The sequence below is a fragment of the Geomonas anaerohicana genome (genome assembly GCF_016458305.1).
Classification (GTDB): Bacteria; Desulfobacterota; Desulfuromonadia; order Geobacterales; family Geobacteraceae; genus Geomonas; species Geomonas anaerohicana.
On sequence record NZ_JAEMHL010000001.1, the window covers coordinates 716,038 to 741,963 of the forward strand.

General features: G+C 63.7%; 19 protein-coding genes. 16 read left to right on the forward strand and 3 right to left on the reverse strand.

Going from position 1 to position 25,926, the window contains the following annotated elements:
* Positions 1–49: 49 nt before the first annotated feature.
* On the forward strand, positions 50–886 hold the full coding sequence (locus JFN91_RS02965; protein ID WP_328745530.1) for a hypothetical protein: 837 nt from the start codon (positions 50–52) through the stop codon (positions 884–886).
* Between the two features lie 212 nt (positions 887–1,098).
* On the opposite strand, the gene JFN91_RS02970 is transcribed toward JFN91_RS02965, so the two are convergent.
* Positions 1,099–3,669: a sensor domain-containing protein gene (locus JFN91_RS02970; RefSeq protein ID WP_199387709.1), complete on the reverse strand. Its 2,571-nt coding sequence runs from the start codon at positions 3,667–3,669 to the stop codon at positions 1,099–1,101.
* A gap of 251 nt (positions 3,670–3,920) precedes the next feature.
* On the opposite strand from JFN91_RS02970, the gene JFN91_RS02975 reads away from it, so the two are divergent.
* The 9 genes from JFN91_RS02975 (at position 3,921) to bfr (ending at position 13,732) form a co-directional block, all read left to right on the forward strand.
* Complete coding sequence (locus JFN91_RS02975; protein ID WP_199387710.1) at positions 3,921–5,450, forward strand: mercuric reductase; 1,530 nt, start codon at positions 3,921–3,923, stop codon at positions 5,448–5,450.
* 60 nt (positions 5,451–5,510) lie between these two features.
* A complete protein-coding gene (locus JFN91_RS02980) occupies positions 5,511–6,182 on the forward strand; it encodes a TVP38/TMEM64 family protein (protein WP_199387711.1) in 672 nt (223 codons plus the stop codon).
* Positions 6,183–6,260: 78 nt separating this feature from the next.
* Positions 6,261–7,316 carry a pyruvate dehydrogenase (acetyl-transferring) E1 component subunit alpha gene (gene pdhA, locus JFN91_RS02985; protein WP_199387712.1) on the forward strand — a complete coding sequence of 352 codons (1,056 nt, stop codon included), beginning with the start codon at positions 6,261–6,263 and terminating at the stop codon, positions 7,314–7,316.
* Positions 7,316–8,278, forward strand: a complete 963-nt coding sequence (locus tag JFN91_RS02990) for an alpha-ketoacid dehydrogenase subunit beta (RefSeq protein ID WP_199387713.1) — start codon at positions 7,316–7,318, stop codon at positions 8,276–8,278. The genes pdhA and JFN91_RS02990 overlap by 1 nt, the downstream gene beginning before the upstream one ends.
* Before the next feature lie 137 nt (positions 8,279–8,415).
* The gene (locus tag JFN91_RS02995; protein ID WP_199387714.1) at positions 8,416–9,747 is read left to right on the forward strand and encodes a dihydrolipoamide acetyltransferase family protein; all 1,332 of its coding nucleotides are present in this window, start codon (positions 8,416–8,418) and stop codon (positions 9,745–9,747) included.
* 87 nt (positions 9,748–9,834) lie between these two features.
* Positions 9,835–10,671 carry a rhomboid family intramembrane serine protease gene (locus JFN91_RS03000; protein ID WP_199387715.1) on the forward strand — a complete coding sequence of 279 codons (837 nt, stop codon included), beginning with the start codon at positions 9,835–9,837 and terminating at the stop codon, positions 10,669–10,671.
* Positions 10,672–10,887: 216 nt separating this feature from the next.
* On the forward strand, positions 10,888–11,517 hold the full coding sequence (gene upp, locus JFN91_RS03005; protein ID WP_199387716.1) for a uracil phosphoribosyltransferase: 630 nt from the start codon (positions 10,888–10,890) through the stop codon (positions 11,515–11,517).
* Between the two features lie 62 nt (positions 11,518–11,579).
* Positions 11,580–12,860, forward strand: a complete 1,281-nt coding sequence (locus JFN91_RS03010) for a uracil-xanthine permease family protein (protein WP_199387717.1) — start codon at positions 11,580–11,582, stop codon at positions 12,858–12,860.
* 404 nt (positions 12,861–13,264) lie between these two features.
* A complete protein-coding gene (bfr, locus tag JFN91_RS03015; RefSeq protein ID WP_199387718.1) occupies positions 13,265–13,732 on the forward strand; it encodes a bacterioferritin in 468 nt (155 codons plus the stop codon).
* 69 nt (positions 13,733–13,801) lie between these two features.
* Here bfr and JFN91_RS03020 read toward each other — a convergent pair whose 3' ends face one another.
* Positions 13,802–14,242, reverse strand: a complete 441-nt coding sequence (locus JFN91_RS03020) for a PAS domain-containing protein (protein WP_199387719.1) — start codon at positions 14,240–14,242, stop codon at positions 13,802–13,804.
* 211 nt (positions 14,243–14,453) lie between these two features.
* Here JFN91_RS03020 and JFN91_RS03025 point away from each other — a divergent pair, with 211 nt between their 5' ends.
* The gene (locus tag JFN91_RS03025) at positions 14,454–16,535 is read left to right on the forward strand and encodes a methyl-accepting chemotaxis protein (protein ID WP_199387720.1); all 2,082 of its coding nucleotides are present in this window, start codon (positions 14,454–14,456) and stop codon (positions 16,533–16,535) included.
* A gap of 658 nt (positions 16,536–17,193) precedes the next feature.
* A complete protein-coding gene (locus JFN91_RS03030) occupies positions 17,194–18,792 on the forward strand; it encodes an acetyl-CoA hydrolase/transferase C-terminal domain-containing protein (RefSeq protein WP_199387721.1) in 1,599 nt (532 codons plus the stop codon).
* Between the two features lie 208 nt (positions 18,793–19,000).
* On the opposite strand, the gene xerC is transcribed toward JFN91_RS03030, so the two are convergent.
* On the reverse strand, positions 19,001–19,876 hold the full coding sequence (gene xerC, locus JFN91_RS03035) for a tyrosine recombinase XerC (RefSeq protein ID WP_199387722.1): 876 nt from the start codon (positions 19,874–19,876) through the stop codon (positions 19,001–19,003).
* Between the two features lie 59 nt (positions 19,877–19,935).
* Here xerC and JFN91_RS03040 point away from each other — a divergent pair, with 59 nt between their 5' ends.
* From JFN91_RS03040 to typA, 4 genes are all read left to right on the forward strand, one after another.
* On the forward strand, positions 19,936–21,072 hold the full coding sequence (locus tag JFN91_RS03040; RefSeq protein WP_199387723.1) for a DUF362 domain-containing protein: 1,137 nt from the start codon (positions 19,936–19,938) through the stop codon (positions 21,070–21,072).
* 626 nt (positions 21,073–21,698) lie between these two features.
* Positions 21,699–23,189, forward strand: coding sequence for a lytic transglycosylase domain-containing protein (locus JFN91_RS03045; RefSeq protein WP_199387724.1), 1,491 nt, complete (start codon positions 21,699–21,701; stop codon positions 23,187–23,189).
* Positions 23,190–23,246: 57 nt separating this feature from the next.
* The gene (locus JFN91_RS03050) at positions 23,247–23,975 is read left to right on the forward strand and encodes a tetratricopeptide repeat protein (protein ID WP_199387725.1); all 729 of its coding nucleotides are present in this window, start codon (positions 23,247–23,249) and stop codon (positions 23,973–23,975) included.
* A 104-nt stretch (positions 23,976–24,079) separates the two neighbouring features.
* Complete coding sequence (typA, locus tag JFN91_RS03055; RefSeq protein WP_199387726.1) at positions 24,080–25,885, forward strand: translational GTPase TypA; 1,806 nt, start codon at positions 24,080–24,082, stop codon at positions 25,883–25,885.
* Positions 25,886–25,926 lie beyond the last annotated feature (41 nt).

Below are 25,926 nucleotides of genomic sequence, written 5' to 3' on the forward strand. Positions count from 1 at the left end.
GAGTCGGGGCCGCGTGCTCCGACTCGGATCAAAGCCAGGGGGATCGCCAGTGAAAACAGTATTGACAGTGTTAGCACTCCTTGTTGCTGTGCCGGCCTTTGCTGCCGGTCCGACCGTTACCGCCCCCGGCGGTATGCCTCAGATGGCCGACGCCGTGTCCGGTTCCCCCGGGTACGTCATGAAGAGGCCGATGGGGCGCCAGATGATGCGCTCCCCCCAGCAGCAGCTGATGATGGCCTATCACAGAAACGTCGCCAATTTCGGCCGCCTCCTCTACGCCGCAGCGGAGGACGGTGCCACGGTGTCGCCGCAGCTGGCGCGAGTGGCAGTGGCCGAGATGAGGCGTAGCGTCGACGAGATGGAGAAGTACCGCGCGTCGGTAGTGGGCGAGGTGCCGCCCGAGCGGCAGCGCATGATGGATGAGCACCTGGTGCAGGTGAAGACCCACCTGAGGGATCTGGAGCAGTTGGTGCGGCAGGACCGCATCGACTCCGACCAGGTGAAGCGACATGTCGAGCCGATGCTCACCGGTTGCGGTGCCCCCGGCTGCGCCCCGTGGCAGGGAGCTGGGATGGGGTGGCGCGGTGGCCCCGGCGGGCACGGGATGATGATGGAGGGCATGCTGCAGAAGGTGAAGGCGCAGGATGCCGAGCTCGCGGCGCTGGTGCAAGACATGGAGCAGGCGCCACGCGAGAAAAAGCTGGACCTGCTGTCGGAGATCGTGGCCAGGATGGTGCGCCAGCGGGCAGAGATGACGGATGAAATGGAAAGAAACCACCGCGAGATGATGCACCGGTTCGGGCCGATGCAGCAGCAAGAGATGGATGAGGATGACTCCGGCGACGAAGACCACGGCTGGAGTGACGACGATAGCGATGAAGATTGACCGGTAACGGTGCGGCGCGTACCGCACCGGCTAAAGACGACAAGAGGCCGGCGCATGGGAAGTGGTTTTTTCCTGCGCCGGCCTCTTTTTTACAACTGCCAACTCCCGCCGACTGCCATGGGGCCCATCAGGCTCTTTCTCCCCTTGCGGGAGGGGGCCGGGGGGTGGGCTGTGGCTGGCAATCGCCTAGGAATCAGCCTGCATGCCGCAACTTAAAACTGCTTCGCCTGCACCCGGCCGCGCGGGTTGTGCAGGAAATTGGCCTTCTCCCTGAGCAGCGCGGTCATCTTCTGCACCGGCACCGGGCGGCTGAAGTAGTACCCTTGCGCCTCCTCGCTCCCTTCAGCCTGCAGCCAGGCCAGCTGCGACGCGTTTTCCACACCCTCGGCGATCACCCTGAGCTGCATGCTGCGCCCGATGCTGATCACCGCCCGCACCACGGCGGCGTTGTCGTTGTCGCGGGCGATGTTGCGGATGAAGGACTGGTCGATCTTCAGTTTGTCCACCGGCAGCTTCTTCAAGTAGCTGAGGCTGGAGTAGCCGGTGCCGAAGTCGTCGATGGAAAGCTGCAGGCCGAGCGCCTTCATGGCCGCCATGCTTCCCAGTACCCGCTGCGGGTCGCTCATGATGGTCGCCTCGGTGAGCTCAAGTTCCAGTGATTCCGGCGGAATCCCGGTTTCCAGCAGCGACGCCTCGATAGTCTCCTCGAAGTCGCGGTGCTGGAAGAAGCTGGCCGAGAGGTTGACCGCGGCGGACACCTGTCCCAGCCCCTGCTGCTGCCACTGTCGCAACTGACGGCAGACGGTGGGGATGATCCACTTGCTGATCTGGTTTAAAAGGCCGCTGTCTTCGGCGGTCTGGATGAAATGCTCCGGCATCACCAGGCCGTGCACCGGGTGCTGCCAGCGGATCAAGGCTTCCATGCTGCTGAAGTGGCCGGTGGCCAGGTCGACCTTGGGCTGGTAATGCAGCACGAACTCGTCGTGTTCCAGAGCGTGCCGCAGTTCCGCCTCCAGTTCGAAACGCTGGGTTGCCATCTCGTTGAGCTTGTGGGTGAAGAACTGGAAGTTGTTCCCCCCCCCTTTCTTGGCGTGGTACATGGCGATGTCGGCGTGCTTCAAGAGGGCGAGGTAGTCTTTCCCGTCCTCGGGGTAGAGGCTGATGCCGATGCTGGGGGTCACGATGACGTTGGTCCCCTGCAGCGGGAACCCGGCGTTGACGATCTTCTCGGCAACCACGCTGGTTTCACTGACGCCGCAGTCCCAGAGCACCACCACGAACTCGTCCCCGCCCAGCCGGGCCACCACGTCGCAGGAACGTGTGCAGTCGCCAAGCTTGCGCGCCACCGACTGCAGCAGCCGGTCCCCCACGTCGTGCCCCATGGAGTCGTTGATCTGTTTGAAACCGTCGATGTCGAGGAACAGCAGGGCCACGCTGGTGCGTGTTTTCTGGGCCACCCTGAGCACGTCCTCGATCCTGGCGTAGAGGGTGCTGCGGTTGGGGAGCTTGGTGAGCGGGTCGTGGTGGGCCAGGAAGAAGATGTTTTCCTCGGCGCGTTTGATGTCGGTGATGTCCAGGATGAAGCCGTCCAGGCGCGAGATGGTGACCCGGTTCGCCTTGCGGGTCCGCTGCACGGCGCAGTTGTTGAGGATCCAGCGTATCGACCCGTCCTTGTGCACGATCCGGTGCCGGATCGGGTCCTGGTCCTCACCCGCAAAGATGCTGTTCAGGAACTGGACCACCTGGTTGCGGTCCTCCTCGTGGATCATGGTGAACCACAGGAGGGGATCGCGGTAGTATTCCTCCGGGCTGTACCCGGTGATGTCGAGGCACTTGGGGCTGTGGTAGATGGACTTGATGTCGCCCTCTTCGAAGCGGACGCTGTAGACGTACTCGTTGATGTTGCTGACGATGGTCCGGCACTGCTCTTCGCTTTTCAAAAGCGCATCTTCGGCGTTCTTGCGGACGGTGATGTCGCGGATGTTGAGCTGCAGCACTTTGCTCCGGTCGATGCGGTAGCCGGTGAGGACCACCTCCACGACCACGCTGCGGCCGTCACGCGTTACGAGGCGCAGGTCGTCGTTGTGCAGGTAATCCCGGTGCTGGAGCACGGCGAACTCGGCCTCGCTCGCGGCCAGGGCAGTGAGGGGCGGGACTTCCCAGAGCATGTGCCCTACCAGCTCATCCCGCTGGTATCCCAGCAGCTCCATCAGAAAGGGGTTCACGTCGTGGATCTCGCCGGTGCCGGCATCGACGATCATGATGCCGTCCTTGGCAGCCTCGAAAAGGCCGCGGTAGCGCGCCTCGGAGATCTGCAGTGCCTTGGCGGCCCTTTCACTTTCGGTGATGCCGATCAGGGCGAGCCTGATCTCGGAGCCGTCCCGGCAGGGGATGGCTTCGATGCGCAACTGCTGTAACGCGTTGCCGGCGTCGGATAGGAGGGCGTTGCAAGAACTGCTCTGGTTGGAAGCGAGCAGGCGCTCGAAAAACTCGGACAGGGGAGGGCGGGATGATTCGCTGAACAGGTCAGCGAAGGAGCGGCCAACCAGGGAGTCCCGTTCCACTCCGAGCATCCTCGCTCCGGTCAGGTTGACGGCACGGATCACCCCGAAGCGGTCCAGGGTGATGTGGGCGATCGGTGCGTGTTCGTAAAGGTCGGCGTACAGCTTGAGTTCTGCGACGAGTTCGTTGCGGGAAAGGCGCCCGCTTCTGGCGACCTTTTTCGAGCTGCTGTTTTCGGAACGAATTCCGGTCCTGCTCTTCGTCCCAACTGCTCCGCTCATGGGCTCCTCCGTGATGTCGGCCAAATGAGGTCTGCGGCTAGTTCCGATGCTGTGATTCCAAGGGGATAACCAAAAGGCGGCTGGCACCTCTCCTAATTGGTCCGGCGCCCCTCTCGTTCTTATGATAAAAATGATAAGGGAAAAGGAGCAAAAGTGCATCAGGGAATTATCGAAACAGCGGTTCATTTAGCCCCTGCAATGGGCGATATTTCAGCAAGTTGCCTCGCGCGGCAGCCTGAAGCGGGAACCTCATGAACACCGACGATCTGGAAGAATTACCGGATAGCGTGGAAAACCGACTGCTTGCGGCGAACGTGCACCCGGAGGGGTGGCAGAACCCCGAACCCGCCGAACGTTACAACCTGGTGGTCGTGGGTGCCGGCACTGCCGGCCTGGTCTGCGCGGCGGGTGCCGCCGGACTGGGGGCGCGGGTGGCCCTGGTCGAGCGCGGCTTTTTAGGCGGCGACTGCCTGAACGTCGGCTGTGTCCCCTCCAAGGCGCTTTTGCGGGCGGCCCGCGCCGTCTTCGATGCCCGCTCCGGCGGGGAGTTCGGCGTGGTCGGGCTCGAAGGGGTGGGCGCGGATTTCGGCGCCGCCATGGCCAGGCTGCGGCGTCTGCGGGCCGGAATCAGCCGGCACGACGCCGCGCGCCGCTTCCGGGATGAATTGGGCGTCGACGTCTTCTTCGGCGCGGCGCGCTTCACGGCCGCGGACCGCATCGAGGTGGCCGGTGCGGAACTTAGATTCGTCCGCGCCGCGCTCTGCACCGGCGCCCGCGCCGCCGTCCCCCCCATCCCCGGACTGGCAGAGGCGGGCTACCTCACCAACGAGACCGTCTTCTCGCTCACCGAACTCCCCGCGACCCTTGCGGTGATCGGCGGCGGGCCCATCGGCTGCGAACTGGCCCAGGCCCTTGCCCGCTTCGGCGCGCAGGTGACCCTCATCGAGCCGGGGGGGCAGCTCCTGGGGCGTGACGACCCCGATGCGGCAACGGTGCTGCTGGAGGCATTGCGTCGCGAGGGGATCACGGTGCACCTCGCCACCGAGGTGCTCTCCGTGGAGCTGCGCGGCGCCGGCAAGGTGCTTAGGCTGCAGCGGCAAGGGGTGCCGTTCGAGGTGGAGGTGGCCGGCATCCTGGTCGGCGCCGGCCGCGCCCCCAACGTGGAGGGGCTCGGCCTCGAGGAGGCGGGGATAGCCTACGACAGAAACGGCGTCACGGTGAGCGACACCCTGCAGACCACCAACCCGCGCGTCTACGCCGCCGGCGACATCTGCTCGCGCCTGCGCTTCACCCACACCGCCGACGCCCAGGCCCGCATCCTGATAGCCAACGCGCTCTTCAAGGGGAGGCGCAAGAACTCATCGCTCACCGTCCCCTGGTGCACCTACACCGACCCGGAGGTCGCCCACGTCGGCATGTCCCCGGCGGAGGCCGCGGCGCGCGCCATCGAGGTGGACACCCTCACCGTCCCCTTCACCGACGTGGACCGTGCCGTCCTGGACGGCGAGGAGCAGGGCTTCGCCCGGGTGCACCTGAAAAGGGGGAGCGACACCATCCTGGGCGCGACCATCGTGGCCCGGCACGCGGGGGAGATGATCAGCGAGATCACCCTCGCCATCGGCTCGGGCCTCGGCCTCATCGCCATCGGCAACACCATCCATCCCTATCCCACCCAGTCCGAGTCGTGGAAGAAGCTCGCCGACGCGTACCAGCGCCGCCGCCTCACCCCCCTGGTGCAGCGGATCCTGCGCGCCTGGCTCTCCTGGCAAAGAAAATGGTAACGCCCGGGACGTGGATATGTTAAAACCTGCATACCCTACCCATGCAGGAGCAGCCTTTTCATGAACCTGAAGAAGATCCTGGTATGTCTCGCAGTCGCTGGCGCCGTGGCGCTGTTCTTCTATTTCGGCCTGCAGCGCTACCTCACCCTGGAGGCGCTCAAGGCGAACCGGCAGCTGCTCGCCGACTATTACGCGGCACACCAGGGGGGCACGGTCGCCCTGTTCATGGTGATCTACATCCTGCAGACCGCGCTTTCTCTCCCCGGCGCCGCCGTCCTGTCACTCGCGGCGGGCGCCGTCTTCGGCGTCTTGGCCGGCACCGTCTATGCCGTCTGCGCCGCCACCATCGGCGCCACGCTTGCGTTCCTGGTCACCCGCTACCTGCTCCGGGATTTGATCGCCGGCCGTTTCGGCACCCGGCTGGAGGGGCTCAATCGCGAACTGGAGCAGCGAGGCTGGAACTACCTGTTGTTCCTGAGGCTGGTGCCGCTCTTTCCCTTTTTCCTGATCAACCTCGCCGCCGGTCTCACCCGCCTGCCGCTGCGCGTCTTTGTGCTGGGGACGCTGGTCGGCATCATTCCGGGAGGTTTCGTCTTCGTCAACGCCGGGGCGAGCCTCGCCGCCATCAACTCCCTTGCCGACGTCGCCTCGGCGCGCGTCTTGGGCTCCTTTGCCCTGCTGGGGCTGTTCGCCCTGGCCCCGGTTCTTTACGGCAGGCTGAAACGGCAGTAGAAACGTTTTTGACATCCCGCAAGTGTCCGTTTACACTCTCCTAATCGCCGAGCCCCCATTTTAATAAGTGAGCGTGCCATGCCGGAAGTGTTACTTGCCGATTTTCAGATCAAACGCCTGGAAGTCCTGAACGAGAAGGGGGAGGCGGATCCGGAGTTGCTGCCGGAACTGTCCGACGCCGAGATGTGGCGCCTGTACGAGCTGATGCTGCTCTCGCGCATCTTCGACGAGCGCGCCGTGGCCCTGCAACGCGAAGGGCGCATCGGCACCTATCCCCCCATTCGGGGGCAGGAGGCGGCCCAGGTGGGCAGCGCCTTCGCCCTGACGCACAAGGACTGGCTCTTCCCCTCCTTCCGGGAGATGGGTGCGCACCTGACGCTGGGCTACCCGATCCCGCAACTGTTGCAGTACTGGGGCGGGGACGAGCGGTCCCAGAAGGTGCCGCCGGGATTGAATATCTTCCCCTTCTGTGTCGCCGTGGGGAGCCAGATCCCGCAGGCCGCGGGGGCAGCCCTCGCCGCGCGCTACCGGCGCGACCCGGTGGCGGTGGTCACCTACTTCGGCGACGGCGCCACCTCCAAGGGAGACTTCCACGAAGCGATGAACCTCGCCGGCGTCTTCCACCTCCCCCTGGTCTTTATCTGCCAGAACAACCAATGGGCCATCTCCATCCCGCTCAAGGGGCAGACCGCCTCCGCTTCCCTGGCGCAGAAAGCGATCGCCTACGGCTTCCAGGGGGTGCAGGTGGACGGCAACGACGTCTTCGCCGTGTACCGGGCCACCCGCCAGGCGGTGGAAAAGGCCAGAAGCGGTGCCGGCCCCACCTTCATCGAATGCCTCACCTACCGCATGGCCGACCATACCACCGCCGACGACGCCGGACGCTACCGCTCCGGCGAAGAGGTCACCTTCTGGGCCGCGCGTGATCCCATCCTGCGCCTGGAGCGCTTCCTGGAGGGGCGCGGGCTCTGGACCCCGCAGAAACGCGAGGAGACGGCGGCGCAGGCGGCTGCTATCGTCGACGCCGGGGTCGCGGAGATGGAGGCAGCGCCCCCGCCGGCCGCGGCGGAACTCTTCGACGAGATCCTCGCCACGCTGACCCCGCGCCAGGCAGGGCAAAGGAAGGTGCGCTGATGGCCCAGCTCAACATGGTACAGGCGATCAACCAGGCGCTGGCCCAGGAGATGGCCCGCGACGACCGGGTGCTCCTGCTGGGCGAGGACGTGGGACGCGACGGCGGCGTGTTCCGGGTCACGGAGGGGCTCCTGGAGCGCTTCGGCCGCGAGCGCGTGCTCGATACCCCGCTGTGCGAATCCGGCATCATGGGGGCGGCCATCGGCATGGCTGCCTACGGCCTGCGGCCGGTGCCGGAAATCCAGTTCCTCGGCTTCACCTATTCCGCCTTCGAACAGCTCTTCGCCCATGCCGCCCGGTTGCGTTCCCGCTCCCGCGGCCGCTACAGCTGCCCTATGGTGGTGCGCACCCCGTACGGCGGCGGCATCAAGGCGCCGGAACTGCACGAGGAGAGCACCGAGGCGCTCTTCTGCCAGGTGCCGGGGCTGAAGGTGGTGGTGCCGTCCGGGCCCTACGTTGCCAAGGGGCTCCTCCTGGCGGCGCTGCGCGATCCCGACCCGGTGCTGTTCCTGGAGCCGACCAGGCTCTATCGCCTTTTGCGCGAAGAGGTGCCGGAAGAGGAGTACCTGGTGGAACTCGGCAAGGCCCGGGTGGCCCGGTCGGGGAGCGCGGTGACCGTGGTGGCCTGGGGGAGCATGCTGGAGCGGGCGCTGAAGGCGGTCGAGGGGTACGACGCGGAGGTGCTGGACCTGCTGACCTTGAATCCCTTCGACAGCGAGGCCATCGTTGCCTCGGTACAGAAGACCGGGCGGCTGGTGATCGTGCACGAGGCCGCCAAGACCTGCGGCTTCGGCGCCGAGATAGCGGCGACCGTCGCCGAGGAGGCGATCCTGCACCTGCGCGCGCCCATTGTGCGGGTCACTGCGCCGGATGTCCCGGTGCCGCTGGCCAAGCTGATCGACCACTACCTCCCCGGTTTGCAGCAGATCCGGAGCGCCCTGGACGAAGTGTTGCAGTACTAGCCCTTACTGTCCCCTCCCCCGGAGGGGGAGGGCTAGGGAGGGGGCGCTGACTGGCACCCCTTTCCCCCCTCCCAGCCCCCCCCTCCGGGGGGAGGAGCCATGGACGTCGGACTGACACGATTTAAGGAGAATTACTCATGGCTTTCGACTTCAAACTTCCGGATCTGGGCGAAGGGATCGCTGAGGTGGAGCTGCGCCGCTGGCTGGTCGCCGAGGGGGACACGGTCCGCGAGCACCAGCCGCTGCTGGAGGTGGAGACGGACAAGGCGGTGGTGGAAGTCCCGTCGCCCCGTTCGGGCGTCGTAGCCGGGCTGCGCCATAAGGAGGGGGCAACGGTGCGGGTGGGCGAGGTACTGCTGACGCTGGTGCAGCGCGAGGCCGAACCGGTGTCGCAGGCGCTGTCCCAAGCGCAGGTACAGTCGGAGTCCCAAGCCGGGCCGCAATCATCACCCCCGGCGCAGGCGCAGCCACCGCGGCCGGCATCGGTGGGTATCGTGGGATCCCTCCCGGAGGCGGAGGAGGAACCCCTTACCGTATCGGGCGGCACCGCGGCGGGATTCCCCGATACGGCGCCGTCGGTTACAGCCGCGGCAGGCTCCGCCGGGTTCGACGGGCTGGCGACGCCGATGGTACGCAAGCTGGCGCGCGAGCGGGGCATTGATCTCAGGAACGTCAAGGGGAGCGGGCCGCGCGGCTGCATCAGGCCCGAGGACCTGGAAGGCGAGCGCCAGCCTCCTGCCGCTGCCAAGGTCATGGGGGGCGCCGGGGCGGAAGAGCGGGTGCCGCTGCGTGGCCTGCGCCGCACCATCGCCCGCAACGTCGCTGCCTCCCAGAGGACCACGGCCTTTGTGACCAGCATGGAAGAGGTCGATATCACGGATATCTTCGAGATGCGGCTTCGGGAGCAGGGGGAGGTCGAGGCGCGTGGCACCCATCTCACCTTCCTCCCCTTCTTCATGAAAGCGGTGCAGCATGCGCTGAAGGAGCATCCGCTACTGAACGCTTCCATTGACGACGAGGCGCAGGAGCTGGTGTTGAAGCGGCACTACCATTTCGGCATCGCGGTGGACACCCCCGAGGGGCTCATGGTCCCGGTGATCCGCGATGTCGACAAGAAGAGCATCATCGAGCTGGCGCAGGCGATCCAGGAGTTAGGGCGCAAGGCCCGCGAGCGGAGCATCGCCCTGGAGGAGTTGCGCGGCAGCAGCTTCACCATCACCAATTACGGGCACTTCGGCGGCACCTTCGCCACCCCCATCATCAACTGGCCCGACGTCGCCATCATGGGGTTCGGGCGCATCGTCGAGCGCCCGTGGGTGCACCGCGGCCAGATCGTCATCAGGAAGATCCTCCCCCTGTCCCTTACCTTCGACCACCGTGCCACCGACGGCGCCGACGCCGCCCGGTTCCTGGGCAAGGTGCTGCGCTACCTGGAAGATCCCGCCCTGTTGTTCCTCGACTGCGGCTAAAACGGCCGCGCCTGCAACCTCATTGTTGTTTTCTGCAATGAAAATGGTAGAGTGGGGCGCGCAATCTTTCTCAGAGGTATCCCGACCATGGCTCACCCCTCCATAACCTGTCCTCACTGCGGACGCGCCACCGACGCCAGGTATGCCTCCTGCCTTTGGTGCGGCGCCGCGCTGCCCCGCTCCGGCGGCAGGATCATCGAGGTGATGCGCAGCGACCGGGGGGGCGACATGGTCATCAACGGCATCATCGTTGCCAACGTGCTCTACTATCTCCTGTCGCTGCTCATCTCCAGCAGGAGTGCCCTCGGCGGCGGGATCTTCGGCTTCCTCTCCCCGGACGACAACAGCCTTGCGCTTTTGGGTGCCACCGGGACCTACCCCGTTTACCGCTACGGGCTCTGGACGCTCATCTCCGCCAACTACCTGCACGGCGGCGCGCTGCACATCCTGTTCAACATGATGGCGCTCAGGCAGATCGGCCCCTGGGTCTGCGCCGAGTTCGGCGCGAGCCGCATGTTCGTCATCTACACGGCGAGCGGCGTCGCGGGGTATCTCCTCTCCGTGGTGGCCGGGGTTCCGTTCACCATCGGCGCTTCGGCGGCGGTCTGCGGCCTCATCGGCGCGCTGTTTTATTTCGGCAAGAGCCGCGGCGGCAACTACGGCCAGGCCGTCTCGCGCGAGGTGAGCGGGTGGTTGATCAGCCTGGTGGTCTTCGGCCTGATCATGCCCGGCATCAACAACTGGGGCCACGGCGGCGGCATCGCCGGCGGCATCATCGCGGCGAAACTGCTGGGCTACCGGGAGCGGCGTCGCGAGAGCTGGCTGCACCATGCGGCGGCCCTGTTCTGCCTGCTCCTCACCGTCATCGTCCTCGCCTTCGGCGTCTGGAACGGCATGCGCGTTCTCTCCTATCGCCATTTCTGATCCTGTGGTCAGTGGCAACGCCTTGAAGTCCCTCCTTTTTCCCGCCTCTCCGTCCTCCGCCCCGGCCGCCATCCGCGTCTGCAACCGTTAGCCGCGGCCGTGGTCTGACCACATCAAACCACCCTCCTTCCGATTGGCTCGGTCTAATGCGTAACTGCTTGTTTGCAGACGTAAAATCCGGTATGGTATGACCAAAATTTTCGACGGGAGAGGCAGATGAGCGTCCACGAAGTAAACCACCCCCTGGTGAAGCACAAGATTGGCCTGATGCGCGAGTCCGGTATCAGCACGAAGAAGTTCCGGGAACTCACCGCCGAGATCGCCTGCCTGCTCGCCTACGAGGCCACCCGCGACTTCGCTCTGGAGCCCCGCTCCATCACCGGCTGGGACGGCAGCACCATCGAGATCCAGCAGATCAAGGGGAAGAAGGTGACCGTGGTCCCCATCCTGCGCGCCGGTATCGGCATGCTGGAAGGCGTCCTGGACATGATCCCCAACGCCAAGGTGAGCGTGGTGGGCCTGGCCCGCAACGAGGAGACCCTGGAGGCGCACACCTACTTCGAGCGCTTCGTGGGCAAACTGGACGAGCGCCTGGCGCTGATCATCGACCCCATGCTCGCCACCGGCGGGTCCATGGCAGCCACCATCGAGATGCTCAGGAAAAGCGGCTGCCGCCAGATTCGCGTGCTTTGCCTGGTGGCGGCGCCGGAGGGGCTCAAGAAGATCACCTCGGCCTATCCCGACATCGACATCTACGTTGCCGCCATCGACGAGCGTCTCAACGAGCACGGCTACATCCTGCCCGGCCTGGGCGACGCCGGCGACAAGATCTTCGGCACCAAGTAACACCCCTGCTGCACGTAAGCGGGGGTGTCCCCTCCGTATCATTTCCTAGCGAGGTCAATTGCATGTCTGAAGTAAAAGATCCGGTCTGGCGCCAGGCGCTGTCCGGTGCGCAGATCCTTTTTGTCGCCTTTGGCGCGCTGGTGCTGGTGCCGATCCTCACCGGCCTCAACCCGAGCATGGCCCTTCTCGGCGCCGGGATGGGTACCCTCATCTTCCAGCTCTGCACCAAGCGCCAGGTCCCCATCTTCCTGGGTTCCTCTTTCGCCTTCATCGCGCCCATCATCTACAGCGTGCAGACCTGGGGCCTTCCCTCGACCTTGGCCGGCCTCTTCGCCGCCGGCTGGCTCTATCTCGCCTTCTCGCTTGCGATTTACCTGCGCGGCGCGGACTTCGTGCACCGCATCATGCCGCCGGTGGTGGTCGGTCCCATCATCATGATCATCGGCCTGGGCCTCGCCAACGTGGCAGTCAACATGGCCATGGGCAAGACCGGTGACGGCAAGGCTGTCCTGGTCGACTACAACACCGCGCTCCTCGTGGCCGGCATCTCGCTTGCCACCACCGCCGCCGTGGCGGTGCGCGCCCGCGGCATCTTCCGGCTGCTGCCGGTCCTCTCCGGCGTTGCGGTGGGCTACGTGCTCTCCATTTTCCTGGGCCTCGTGGACTTCTCCAAGATCGCCGCCGCACCGTGGCTCGAGGTGCCCAAGTTCGTAACGCCGGAGTGGAACTGGTCCGCGGTCCTGTTCATGGTTCCGGTCGCCCTGGCGCCCGCCATCGAGCACGTCGGCGACGTGGTCGCCATCGGCGCAGTCACCGGCAAGGACTACACCGAGAAGCCGGGCCTGCACCGCACCATGCTGGGCGACGGCTTGGCGGTCTGTGCCGCCGCGCTGGTGGGCGGCCCTCCGGTCACCACCTACGCCGAGGTTACCGGCGCCGTCATGATCACCCGCTGCTACAACCCGGTCATCATGACCTGGGCCGCCGGCTTCGCCATCGTGATGGCTTTCTTCGGCAAGTTCAACGCCATCCTGCAGTCCATCCCGGTGCCGGTCATGGGGGGCATCATGATGCTCCTGTTCGGCTCCATCGCCTCGGTCGGCCTGAACACCCTGATCCACGCCCGGGTCGACATGCACCGCCCGCGCAACCTGGTCATCGTGTCGCTGGTGCTGGTCTTCGGCATCGGCGGGCTCAGCATCAACGTAGCCGGCCAGCACCTGCACGGCGTGAGCCTGTGCGGCATCGCCGCCATTCTCTTGAACCTGCTGCTCCCGAAAGGCGAGGCCGCCCCGATGGGTGGCGACGCCGTCGAGGAAGAGCCGGAGGAGACGGTGGCGTAAGCCCGGTCTGCAGCCACTGCCGCGAAATGGAACGCCGCCCCGTACAACTGGGGCGGCGTTTTTTTTGTCCGCGGGAAAAGAACCAGCCACGTACCTGTAGGGGCGAATATTCGCCCCCCTCCGGCGGTTAAGGCGAAGTGGGACATCCTCCGCCAGCTGTCTTTTGTTGTTCCCCACTCCTTTTTTCTTAGCGTCTCCGCGCCTCTGCGCCTTTGCGTTAAGAAGTCGTGCTTTCCGGTTCTTGCTTTCCCCCAAGACTCCCTTCCAATTGCCAACCCCTCCGACGCAGGTATAATCTACTGGTTTAAAAATTAGAATAAATTAACCTGTTTAGCCGGCGCACCCTTTCGGTTGCCGGAAGCGAACCGCGCCTGCAGCCGCTGGGCGCAAAAAGGAGGTCGTCCATGAAGGGGAACGAGAGGGTGATCGAACAGTTGAACGTACGCCTGGCGGAGGAGCTGACCGCCACCAACCAGTACATGGTGCACGCGGAGATGTGCGAGAACTGGGGCTACAAGAGGCTCTACTCCGCAATCAGGGAGCGCGCCATCACCGAGATGAAGCACGCGGAGAAGCTGATCGAGCGGATCCTGTTCCTGGAGGGGAGGCCGATCGTGAGCAGGCTGGACCCGATCCACATCGGCGGCGAGATCCCGAAGATGCACCAGTTCGACCATGCCCTCGAGGAGAGCGCCATCAAGGGGTACAACGAGAGCATCAAGCTGGCGCTGGAGTTGGGGGACAACGGGACCAAGGAACTGCTGGAATCGATTCTTAAGCAGGAGGAGGATCACATCGACGACATCGAGGCCCAACTGGACCAGATCTCCCAGATGGGGGTGCAGAATTACCTGGTGGACCAGGTCGGCTGACGCCGGGGCAGGGAGAAACCAGAAGAGAGGGCGCCGGGAGTGATCCCGGCGCCCTCTCTTTGCCCAGTCTCAGGAGGCCTGTCCCTTTTCCAGCTCGGCCAGGCGCGCCCGCAGCGTCTTTTCCTTCTGCCAGCGCACGCTTACGTCCCGCATCACGGCCACGGTTCCGGCGACCTTCCCTTCAGCATCCCTGATGATGGTCATAGAGAACTCGGTTGAGATGCGCGTGCCGTCCTTTTTCAGGGCCGGGGCCGCGAGGAGCTCCGTCGCGTAGCGCGTGGTGCCGGTCTCCATGACGCGGTAGTACCCCTCCCAGTGGCGGGGGCGCTGGTTCTCCGGGATGAAGATGTCCAGCGACTGCCCCAGCGCCTCTTCGGCACTGAACCCCAGCATCTCTTCCGCTCCCTTGTTCCACAGTCTGATCAAACCTTCCCTGTCAGAGAAGATGATGGCGTCGTTGCAGTTCTGTACCAGTTGCCGGTACAGTTCCTGTTCGTCTACGTCGTTCATGGCGACCTCCCGTGCTTTTTTCTTTCAATAGTACCATCCCCTGCACAACCGACTCTTGACGAAAATCAAAAAGATCCGGTCGTGAGCCTGCGTGCACCTCTCGCTACGATTAAATGTTGATAATTTTAAACACCGTTTCTAAAGATGCAGTAAACATTTGCCGATACTGACACCAATGACAGAGGACTCTGGGGTCCATCAGGGAGGCATGATGTTCAAGAACAAGCTGATGCACAAGATCCTGGCCATCATCGGCGTGAACCTTCTGGTCGGCATCGCAATAGTAGGATGCTTGGCAATCTGGCTGCAGTACAGCTCCACCATGAAGCTGCAGGAGCAGAACAGCCGCACCATGTCGGCCGTGATCATTGACGAGATCAAGGCCTTCATGATGAAGGATGACTCCAAGTCGGTGCTCAATCTCGCCAAGACGGCGAAGGAGCAAAACTTCGGCTTCGACCTGCAGATCTATGGCAAAGACGGCAAGGATCCGGTCACCGGAGCCGTCAACAAGGACGTCACGGACAGTTTCGCCACCGGCAAGCGGGTCGAGAAGCGGGAGGTGGTGGGTGGCATCCACACCCTGCGCGCCGCGGTCCCCATGAAGAACGAGCAGCGCTGCCAGCAGTGTCACGATGCCGGTGACAAGTACCTGGGCGCAGTTTTGCTCACCTCTTCCCTTGAGGGTGGCTACCAGAGCGCGGTGAGGATGATAGCCATACTGGTTGGGGCCGGCTGCATCTTCTTCATCTGCATGATGGGTGGGATGTACTTCTTCTTCAGGAAATCGGTGATGCGGGAGATCCTCTTCTTCTCGGAGAAGCTGAAGGATATCGCGGAAGGGGAGGGTGACCTCACCAAGGAGATCCCGATACGCTCCGAGGACGAGATCGGCGACCTGGCGCGTCACATCAACCACCTGGTCCAGAAGCTGCGCGAGACCATCACCGTGCTCTACGATCTGGCTGAGAGCATCTCCATCTCGCTGTGCCAGGTTTCCAGCCGTGCCGCCAAGACGGTGACCTCGGCCGCAGACCAGAAGCAGCGTTCCGAAGCTGTCGCGGTCGCCACGGAGGAGATGGCGGCGACCCTGAATGTCGTGGCCGGCAACACGCAGCAGGCCGCAGGCTTCTCATCGGAGGTCGACGACGCCGCCAACCGCGGCATGAGCGTTGTGGACAGCGCCTGCAACTCCATCACCATGATCAGGGAGAACGTGGCGCAGACCCTGGGGACCGTGCAACGGCTGGAGACCTCGTCGGCGCAGATCGGCGACATCATCGTTCTCATCGAGGACATCGCCGACCAGACCAAGCTGCTGGCCCTAAACGCCGCTATCGAGGCGGCGCGCGCCGGTGAGCACGGCCGAGGATTCGCCGTGGTCGCGGACGAGGTGAAGATGCTTTCCGAGAAGACGGCGACGTCTACCAAGGAAATCGCCAAGATCATCACCAACATTCAGATCGAGAGCCGCGAGGCCGCCCGCTCCATCACCGAGGAGCAGGGGCGCGTGGAAGACGGGGTCGAGAAATCGGCGGCGGCACGGGAGTGCCTGGAGCGGATCCTGGGGCTGGCGGGAGAGACGGCGCAGCTCATCAACCAGATCGCCTCCGCCACCGAAGAACAGAGCGCCACTACCAACGAAATCGCGGAAAAAATCCACAACGTCTCCAGTTCCGCCTCGGGGGTGCACGAGGACATGCTGGAAAGTGACCGCTCCTTCGGGGACCTGACCAGGGTGGCGGAGCAGATCTTCTCCACGGTCGGAAAATTCAGCGTCGGCAACCGGCACGACGAGATGAAGGCTCTCGCCACCGAGCTGAGGGACAAGCTGACCGCTACCCTGGAGCAGGGGGTGGCAGCCGGCAAGATCACCATGGCCGACCTCTTCGACCGCAACTATCGCCCCATTGCCAACACCTCGCCCCAGAAGTACCACACCGCGTTCGACAGTTTCTTCGATCAGTACGTGGGGCCGGTGCAGGAGGAGGTTCTCGGGCGCAAGGGAACCATCTTCTTCGCCATCTGCGTCGACGACCACGGCTATGTCCCCTGCCACAACCTGCGCTATTCCAAGCCGCTTACCGGCGACCCGGAAACCGACAAGGTGAACAACCGGACCAAGCGGATCTTCGACGACAAGACCGGGCTCAAGGCCGCCCAGAATATGGAGCCGTACCTGCTGCAGACCTACATGAGGGATACCGGTGAGATCATGAACGACATATCCACCCCCATCATGATCAACAACCGGCACTGGGGCGCGGTCCGGCTCGGGTATCTTGCCAAGTAGCTTCCCCCCTGACTTGCTCTGAAAGGGGCCCGCCCTGAGGCGGCCCCTTTTCGTGGCGGTCCGCTCCCCTGCGGGCCATCCCCAGCCGCTTTCTGTTTTATTTTTGTGTAGGACGCGCTGTAGGCAGCCGCGCTACGGCAGCGCTCGCCGGCGCCCCAGGCCCGGGCGCCCGACGGCCGCCACGGCCGCCACCCCGCCCGGACACGCCAAGGCCTCGTCCCATAGAGGGGCAGAATAGAAAAGAAATATTCCATCAGCGGTCAACGTCGTCCCCTTCATGAAAATACCCAATTTAACAGAATAAACGCCTGCGCTTGGCCCCGGTCGAGCGCTCGGAAGACACGAAACAACTTTTTATTCTTGACGTGAACGGCAAGTTCAGATTAGATTGCATACTGTATACATTGCCGTACAGTCCGCTCAATACCGCAGAATGGCGCCTGAGGGGGCGATGGGAGGGCGGTTTGTCGCCGAAGGGGGTTTTTAGTTGACTCCATGGCCTCCCTTAAGTAGAATCCGGTTCTAATTTTTCCCCAAATCCCGATAAATCCGCGTGAGGCAACACGTTTGCCCGGCTCGGATTCGCAGTAAAAATCATGTGATTTGTCAGCTTTACGCTGATTTGGTTGTAAACATCAAAACAAAACAGGAGGCAGATATGTCCGAGTACGGCACACTTCAAGACCGGGTACAATGCAAACAACTTTTGAACAAGGTCATGGCTCCCGAGCAGACCATTGAGTTCTTCAAGAACGGGATGAACCTTGGTTGGTCCGGTTTCACCCCGGCCGGTTACCCGAAAGTGGTGCCCATCGCCCTGGCTGACCACGTCGAGAAGAACAACCTGCAGGGCAAGCTGAAGTTCAACCTCTTCATCGGCGCCTCCGTCGGTGCCGAGACCGAAGACCGCTGGGCTACTCTGGACATGATCGACCGCCGCTGGCCGTACCAGACCGGCAAGAACATCGCTGCCGGCATCAACTCCGGCCGCATCCGCATGGGCGACAAGCACCTCTCCCTGTTCGCACAGGACCTGGGCTACGGCTTCTACACCAAGGACTCCGAGAGCGGCAAGCTGGACCTCGCCATCATCGAGGTTTCCGCGGTCAAGGAAGACGGCTCCCTGGTGCCGACCTCTTCCTGCGGCGTCATCCCCGAGATCCTGATGATCTGCGACAAGATCATCCTCGAGGTGAACACCGGACAGCCCTCCTTCGAAGGTATCCACGACCTCCTGACCCCGCTCACCCCGCCGAACCGTCAGATCTTCGGCATCACCCACGCCGGTGAGAGGATCGGTTCCACCTCCATCCCGTGCGATCCGAGCAAGGTCGTCGCCGTGGTCGAGTCCAAGCTGCGTGACCAGGGCCGCGCCTTCGCCGAGCAGGATGACACCTCCGAGGCGATCGCCAACCACATCATCGACTTCTTCACCACCGAGGTGAAAGCCGGCCGTCTGCCGAAGAACCTGCTCCCGATCCAGTCGGGCGTGGGCTCCATCGCCAACGCCGTCATCGGCGGCCTGGCCAAAGGCCCCTTCAAGAACCTGACCGTGTACACCGAGGTTCTCCAGGACACCATGCTCGACCTGTTCGACTCCGGCAAGCTCGACGCGGCTTCCTCCTGCTCGCTGTCCCTCTCCGCAAGCCCGGGCTTCCCGCGCTTCTTCGAGAACATGGACAAGTACTTCGACAAGATCACCCTGCGTCCGCTCTCCATCTCCAACGCACCGGAGCCGATCCGTCGTCTGGGTTGCATCGCCATGAACACCCCGGTCGAGATCGACATCTTCGCTCACGCGAACTCCACCCTGGTCGGCGGTACCCGCATGATCAACGGCCTGGGCGGCTCCGGCGACTTCCTCAGGAACGGCTTCCTGAAGATGATGCACACCCCGTCTTCCCGTCCGAGCAAGACCGACCCGACCGGTATCTCCTGCGTCGTGCCGCACTGCTCGCACATCGACCACACCGAGCACGACCTCGACTGCGTCATCACCGAGCAGGGTCTCGCCGACCTGCGCGGCCTGGCTCCGAAGGAGCGTGCCCGTCGCATCATCGAGAAGTGCGCCCACCCGGATTACAAGGCGCAGCTCACCGAGTACCTCAACATCGCCGAGAAGGACTGCCTGGCGAGGAAGGTCGGCCACGAGCCGCAGCTGTGGGATCGCGCATTCAAGATGCACCTCAACCTTGAGAAGAACGGCACCATGAAGCTCAAGAACTGGGATGTGAAGATCGACCTCTGCGAAGACTAATCTTTCGCAGCAGCAAGCAGCAAAAAGGCCCCGCCGGCAACGGCGGGGCCTTTTTTTTGTTCGGCGGCCGGTCTGACTGGGAAGGCTGGGAAGGCTGGGAAGGCTGGGAAGGCTGGGAAGGCTGGGAAGGCTGGGAAGGCTGGGAAGGCTGGGAAGACCGGGAAGTTGGCCGTGAGGGGGGCAGGGCCGGCGACTAGCTGGGTGCTGGCTAGTCGCGGGCCTTGGGATGGGCTTTGTCGTACACCTCCATCAGCTTGTCGATGCTGACGTGGGTGTACTTCTGGGTGGTGGAAAGCGAGGCGTGGCCCAACAGCTCCTGGATGGCCCTGAGGTCGGCGCCCCCTTCCAGGAGGTGGGTGGCGAAGGTGTGGCGCAGCGTGTGCGGTGAAACCTTGCGCATGGCGGCGATGAGCAGCATGTGGTCGTCCACGATGCGCGTGACGCTGCGGCGGTTGATCCTTTTGCCCCGGCTGTTCAGAATGAGCGGCTCTGCCGGTGCTGGGGCGCCGCGCTCGTCGAGATAGGCGGCAAGGGCGGCCCGGGCGAAGGAGCCTACCGGCACGATGCGCTCCTTGCCCCCCTTGCCCATGACCCGCGCTACCCCGTCGGTGAGGTCGACGTCCCCCACGTTCATCCCGGTCAGCTCGCTTACCCTGATGCCGCAGGAGTACAGCGTTTCCAGCACCGCCCGATCCCGAAGGGGCAGCCTGGTCCCGGCCGGCGCCTCCACCAGCGCGCTCACCTGGTCTATGTTCAGGTGGAAGGGGAGACGCTTCTCCTTCTTGGGCGTGCTGACCAGTTCGGCGGGGTTCTTCTCCAGCCGGCCTTCGCGGAGCAGGAAGCGAAACAGCGCCCGGATCGCGGAGAGCTTGCGCCCGATGGAACTCTTGGCGTGCCCCTTGTGCAGTTGGGCCAGGTATTGCCTGATTGCCAGGTGGTCGACCCCCTCCGGGCGCGGCTCGCCACGCCCTTCCAAAAAGGACGCGAACTGCTCCAGGTCGCTTTGGTAGGCGGCGAGGGTATGGGGGGAGACGTTGCGCTCGGTCTCCAAGTAAGCGCAGAATTGCTCGATGGCGCGTTTCATGGTATGTGAATCTACCTCAGGGTGATCCCGGTTTACAACAGCTTTTGCAGGAGGACGAGATGTACCACGTGGCGCTGGAGCGGGTTTCCGATTACGGGCGTGAAACGATGAGGGAGGGAGTGGCCCGGCTCCTGGAACCGCTGGGGGGGATGGAGCGCTACGTGAAGCCGGGCGAGCGGGTGCTGATTAAGCCCAACCTCCTTTCGGCAAAGCCGGCCGAGGCCGCGGTCACCACGCACCCGGAACTGCTGCGTGCGGTGATCATGGAGGTACAAAGAGCCGGTGGCGTGCCGCTGGTGGGGGATTCCCCGGGAGTGGGGAGCGGCCGGCGTGTCGCCGAGCGTTCGGGCATCATGGCGGTCATCGAGGAGACCGGTGCCGAGTTCGTCCCCTTCACCGATGCCGTGCCCGTCGCCGCTTCGGGAACCTTCAAGGAGTTCGAACTGGCGCGCCCGTACCTCGAGGCGGACCGCCTGATCAACCTCCCCAAGTTGAAAACCCACGAAATGATGACCATGACCTGTTGTGTGAAGAACCTCTTCGGCGCCGTGGTGGGAACCGCCAAGGCGGCCTGGCATCTCAAGGCCGGTGCCGACAAGGAGCTCTTCGCCAACATGCTCATCGAACTGTACCGGCTGCGCGAACCGGACCTGAACATCGTCGACGCCGTCGTCGCCATGGAGGGCAACGGCCCCGGGAGCGGCGACCCCTGCCAGGTCGGCGTCCTTTTGGCCGGGGACAACGCGGTCGCCGTGGACCAGGTGGCCGCGCGGGTGGCTGGGATCCCGCGGCAACTCCTCTACCTGGAGAGTGCGGCCCGGCGCATGGGGGTTGCGGGCTCGAACCCCGAGGAGGTCGCGGTTCTGGGGGCGGACCCGGACCAGGTGCTGGAGCGCCCGCTGCGGCTCCCCCACCTTTCCGATGTCCAGTTCGGGCTTCCCGGCTTTTTGAAGAACCGGCTCAGGAATCAGTTCACCTCCCGTCCCGAGGTTGCCCCCGGTAAGTGCGAGCTCTGCAGCGTCTGCGTCAAGGCGTGCCCGCCGGCGGCGATCCGGGTCCAGGGGGGGAGGCTTCGTTTCGACTACCAGCGCTGCATCCGCTGCTTCTGCTGCCGCGAGCTCTGCCCCCATGCGGCGCTGACGCTGAGGGACGGCTGGCTGCTGTGGCTGATGAAGAAAAGCAGGCGCTCCCTGTAGCCGTGGGGCCGGTTGACAACGGCAGGGGGGACAATTATATTTTTTCCCATCCTCCGGGAACCACACAGCGAGGGATGCAAATCCAACCAGGGATAAGGAGATCACAACATGTGGACTAACTTCTTTATGATCCGTCCGGTGACCCACTGCAAGGAAGGTTGCCCTAGTTGGCCCGTCGCATGACCGCGGCGGGCGCCCCATGAAGAAAAGCCCCCCGTCGACAGCGGGGGGCTTTTTCGTTTTTCAATGGAACCGCCTTCCGCCAAGTCCCACAACTACCGCCGCCCTCGGGTTCTTGCTCCCCCGGATCATAGGGAAACCTCCCTCACCCGCCCTTCGGGCACCCTCTCCCTGGAGGAGAGGGAAACCTTTCTCGTGGGAGAGGGAACCCTTTCTCGTGGGAGAGGGAACCCTTTCTCCTGGGGAGAGGGGAGCCGTCCTCGCCGAAAGCTAAAGTCGGGTGCCGCATCGCCCGATGCGGCCATAAAGGGCGCGGGTGCCCGCCGAAGCCGCAGCCGTCTCTTGGCCCGTATTCGTCAAAACCCGTTTGAATTGACAACTGTGCCAAATTCCGCTATTCTGCGCACCTGTGCGTACGCGTGCCGTCACCCAAAAATAGGTATTGAATGCTTAAAGTTACCCTTTTCATACTCGCACTTTTGACCCCCTGCTATGCCCTCGCGGCGCCCGGAGACCTCCTTCAGGAATCCGGACGCAGGGAGCATCAGACCCAGCAACTCGCCTCGGCTGACCTCGCCCTTTCCAAGGGACTCGGCCTCACTTCCGCAGATTTTCCCGGCAACGAAGACGTCGCCTCCGCCGACCCCGATGATTTCGAGTTGAAACTGCCGGAGATGGATCTCCCCGATTCCGACATCCCCCTTACCTTCAATTCCAAGGTCGAGTACTTCACCCGCTACTTCCAGGGTTCCGGCCGCGGCTTCTTCGCCAAGTGGCTCTCCAGGAGCGAGCGCTATATCCCGATGATGAAGACGGTGCTGAAGAAGGAAGGGCTTCCCGAGGATCTGGTCTACCTGGCCATGATCGAGAGCGGGTTCATCCCGCATGCGGTCTCGGTGGCTGCCGCCGTCGGCCCCTGGCAGTTCATGCCGGCGACCGGAAAGCGCTACGCCCTTAGGATCGATCCCTGGATCGACGAGCGGCGCGACCCGCTCAAGGCCACCGTCGCCGCAGCACTGTACCTGAAGGAACTCTACGCGCTGTTCAACAACGACTGGTACCTGGCCGCGGCGGGGTACAACGCCGGGGAGAACAAGATCCTGCGCGCCATCAACATGTACAACACCCGCGACTTCTGGGAGATCTCCAAGGGGAGCTACCTCGCCCGCGAGACCAAGGACTACGTTCCCAAGCTGCTTGCTGCCGCGATTATCGCCAAGGAACCGGCCAAGTACGGCTTCGCCGACGTCGCCTACCTCCCGCCGATCGAGTTCGACCAGGTGCCGATCCCGTCCCGCACCGACCTCGACGTGATGGCCAAGGCCTGCGGGGTCCCCCTGCAGAACATCAGGGAGCTGAACCCGGAACTGCGCCGCGCCACCACGCCGCCGGACTACCCGGGATACCAGCTCAAGGTGCCCAAGGGAGCCGGCTCCACCTGCCTTACCGAGTACGCCAAGATTCCCGAGTCCGAGCGCTACGTCGAGCGGGTCAGGAACGTGCAATACCGCGCCAAGAAGCGCGACACCCTGGCTTCCATCGCCCGGCGCTTCAACACCAGCCAGCAGACCATCGCCGAATTGAACAACCTGGGCAAGAAGAAGGTGAAGCTGGCCGGCCGCGTGCTGACCATCCCGGTGCAGGTCGCCGCCGCGCGCAGCGAGACGCATCCGGCGCATGCCGCGCAACCGGAGACCCCGGTGCTGGAGGCGAAGGCTGAGACCAAGGCCCCGATCCACGTGGCCAAGGCCGAGGAGCCCAAGGAATTACACAAGTACTACACCGTCAAAAAGGGCGATACCCTCGCCTCCCTCGCCAGGAGGTTCAACGTAACGGCCCGGCTCCTCTCCGCATGGAACAACCTGAAGACCCGGGTGGCCCTGAGACCCGGCAAGCGCATCATCGTCGCCAAGTACCAGGTCAAGGACGAAGGCTAACCTGGTCAACCATTTCGCAAATCACGTGACCCGCACCACGAAAGGATAAATCAACCGATGTACAACCTTCTCATTTCCGCAGGCGCAGCTATCGCAGTATTCCTCGTCGTCCTCCTCGCCGCCGGCACCTCGTACTGGTGGGCGGCGCTCCTGGGCGCCATGGTCGTATTCATGGCGAGCTTTTTGATCATCTCACGCATCATCACCAAGAAGCTCGAAGAGATCATGGAGCCGGCCATGAAGGACATTCAGGCCCAGCGCTTCGAGAAGGGAATCCGCGACCTCAAGGCCGCGCTGCGCTACGGCAAGTGGCAGATCTACGTGGAGAGCCAGATCAACTCCGCCATCGGCATGGTCTACTTCGTCCGCCGCGAGTTCGGTACTGCTTTCCCGTACCTGGAGAAGGGCTTCTTCAAGAACTGGGTCACCATGGGCATGCTCGGCGTCACCTACATGAAGAAGAACAAGCACGACAAAATGAAGGAGACCTTCGACAAGGCGCTCATGGCGAGCCCCAAGGAGTCGCTGCTCTACGCCCTCTACGGCTACTGCCTCAACGAGATCGGCGAGAACGTCAAGGCCTGCGAGATCGTGGCCAAGGGTCTGACGAAGCTCCCCGGCGACGACAACCTGAAGCAGAACCTGGAGCTGTTACGCGAAGGGAAGAAGATGAAGATGAAGGGGTACGGCGAGATGTGGCTGCAGTTCCACCTGGAAAGCATGGCGACCATCCAGAAGCAGCAGATGGCGGCCATGGGCGGAAAGCGCCGAATTATCAGAAAATAGCTTGTAAAGATATCTGAAAAATGCCATATTGAGCTGTTTTTTAAGACGGGCTTCGCTGCTCGTCTTTTTATTTGTAGCCGAGCCAAGAAAAGGAGCAGTAAAGCATGCAGGAGAAGATCAGAAACATCGCCATTATCGCCCACGTCGACCACGGCAAGACCACCCTGGTCGATGCCATGTTGAAGCAGTCCGGTGTTTTCAGGGAAAACGAGGCGATCACCGAGCGCGTGATGGATTCCAACGACCTGGAGAAGGAGCGCGGCATCACCATCCTCGCCAAGAACCTCTCCATCCACCACGGCGACTACAAGATCAACATCGTGGACACCCCGGGACACGCCGACTTCGGCGGCGAGGTTGAGCGCGTGCTCAAGATGGTCGATTCCGTGCTGCTCCTCGTGGACGCGCTGGACGGCCCGATGCCGCAGACCCGTTTCGTGCTGAAGAAGTCTCTCGACCTGGGGCTGCGTCCCATCGTCGTCATCAACAAGGTCGATCGCCCCGGCGCCCGCCCCGCCGAAGTCGTGGACATGGTGTTCGACCTCTTCTGCGAACTGCAGGCCTCCGACGCCCAGCTCGACTTCGCCATCTGCTATACCAGCGCCAAGATGGGCTACGCCATGCGCGAGATGGATCAGCCGTCCGAGAACATGGAGCCCCTGTTCGAACTCATCAAGGACAACGTCCATCCGCCGGAGGGGAACCCCGATGCGCCGTTCCAGCTCCTGGTCACCAACATCGACTACAACGACTACATCGGCCGCATCGCCACCGGCAAGATCTTCAACGGCAAGGTAACCGCCGGCGAGACCGTGGCGCTGATCAAGCGCGACGGCGTCATCTCCAAGGCGCGCGTCAGCAAGCTTTTGGGCTACGAGGGGCTGAAGCAGGTCGAGATCGCCGAGGCGTTCACCGGCGACATCGTCACCATCGCGGGCTTCACCGAGGTCGGCATTGGCGAGACCCTGGCCGCGGCCGACAACCCGATGCCGCTGCCCTACGTCGCCATCGATGAGCCGACCTTGTCCATGAACTTCATCGTCAACTCTTCCCCGTTTGCCGGTCGCGAAGGGAAGCTGGTCACCTCGAGGAACATCCGCGAACGTCTGGACCGCGAACTGCGGACCAACGTCTCGCTCAGGGTCTCCGATACGGCCAACGCCGACACCTTCCAGGTTTCCGGTCGCGGTGAGCTGCACCTCTCCATCCTGATCGAGAACATGCGCCGCGAAGGTTTCGAGATGGCGGTCTCCAAGCCGGAGGTCATCATGCGCATGGTGGACGGCGTCCGCCATGAGCCGATGGAATACCTGGTGGTCGACGTCCCCTCCGAGTACCAGGGCTCCATCATCGAGAAGATGGGCCCGAGGAAAGGCGAAATGGTCTCCATGAACCCGATGGGGGACACCGTGCGCCTCGAGTTCATCGTTCCGGCCCGCGGCCTGATCGGTATCAGGGGCGAGTTCCTGACCGAGACCCGCGGCACCGCCGTGATCACCCACACCTTCCACGACTACGCCCCCTTCAAGGGTGACATCCCCGGCCGTAAAAACGGGGTGCTCATCGCGATGGAGCAGGGTGAGACCACCGCCTACTCGCTGGACGCCCTGCAGCCGCGCGGCATCCTCTTCCTCGGCGCCGGCGTCGAGGTGTACGGTGGCATGATCATCGGCCAGCATGCCAAAGACAACGACCTCGAGGTGAACCCCTGCAAGGGGAAAAAGCTCACCAACGTGCGCGCCTCCGGCAGCGACGACGCCGTGAAGCTCACGCCACCGCGCGTCCTCACCCTGGAGCAGGCGCTCGAGTTCATCGACGAGGACGAGCTGGTCGAGGTGACGCCGGTTTCCATCCGTCTGCGCAAGAAGGAGCTCGACCCGAACAAGCGCAAGCGCGCCGGCCGGGCCTGATAAAATCAGCCCCCGCAGCCGCGACCTCGGCTGCGGGGGCT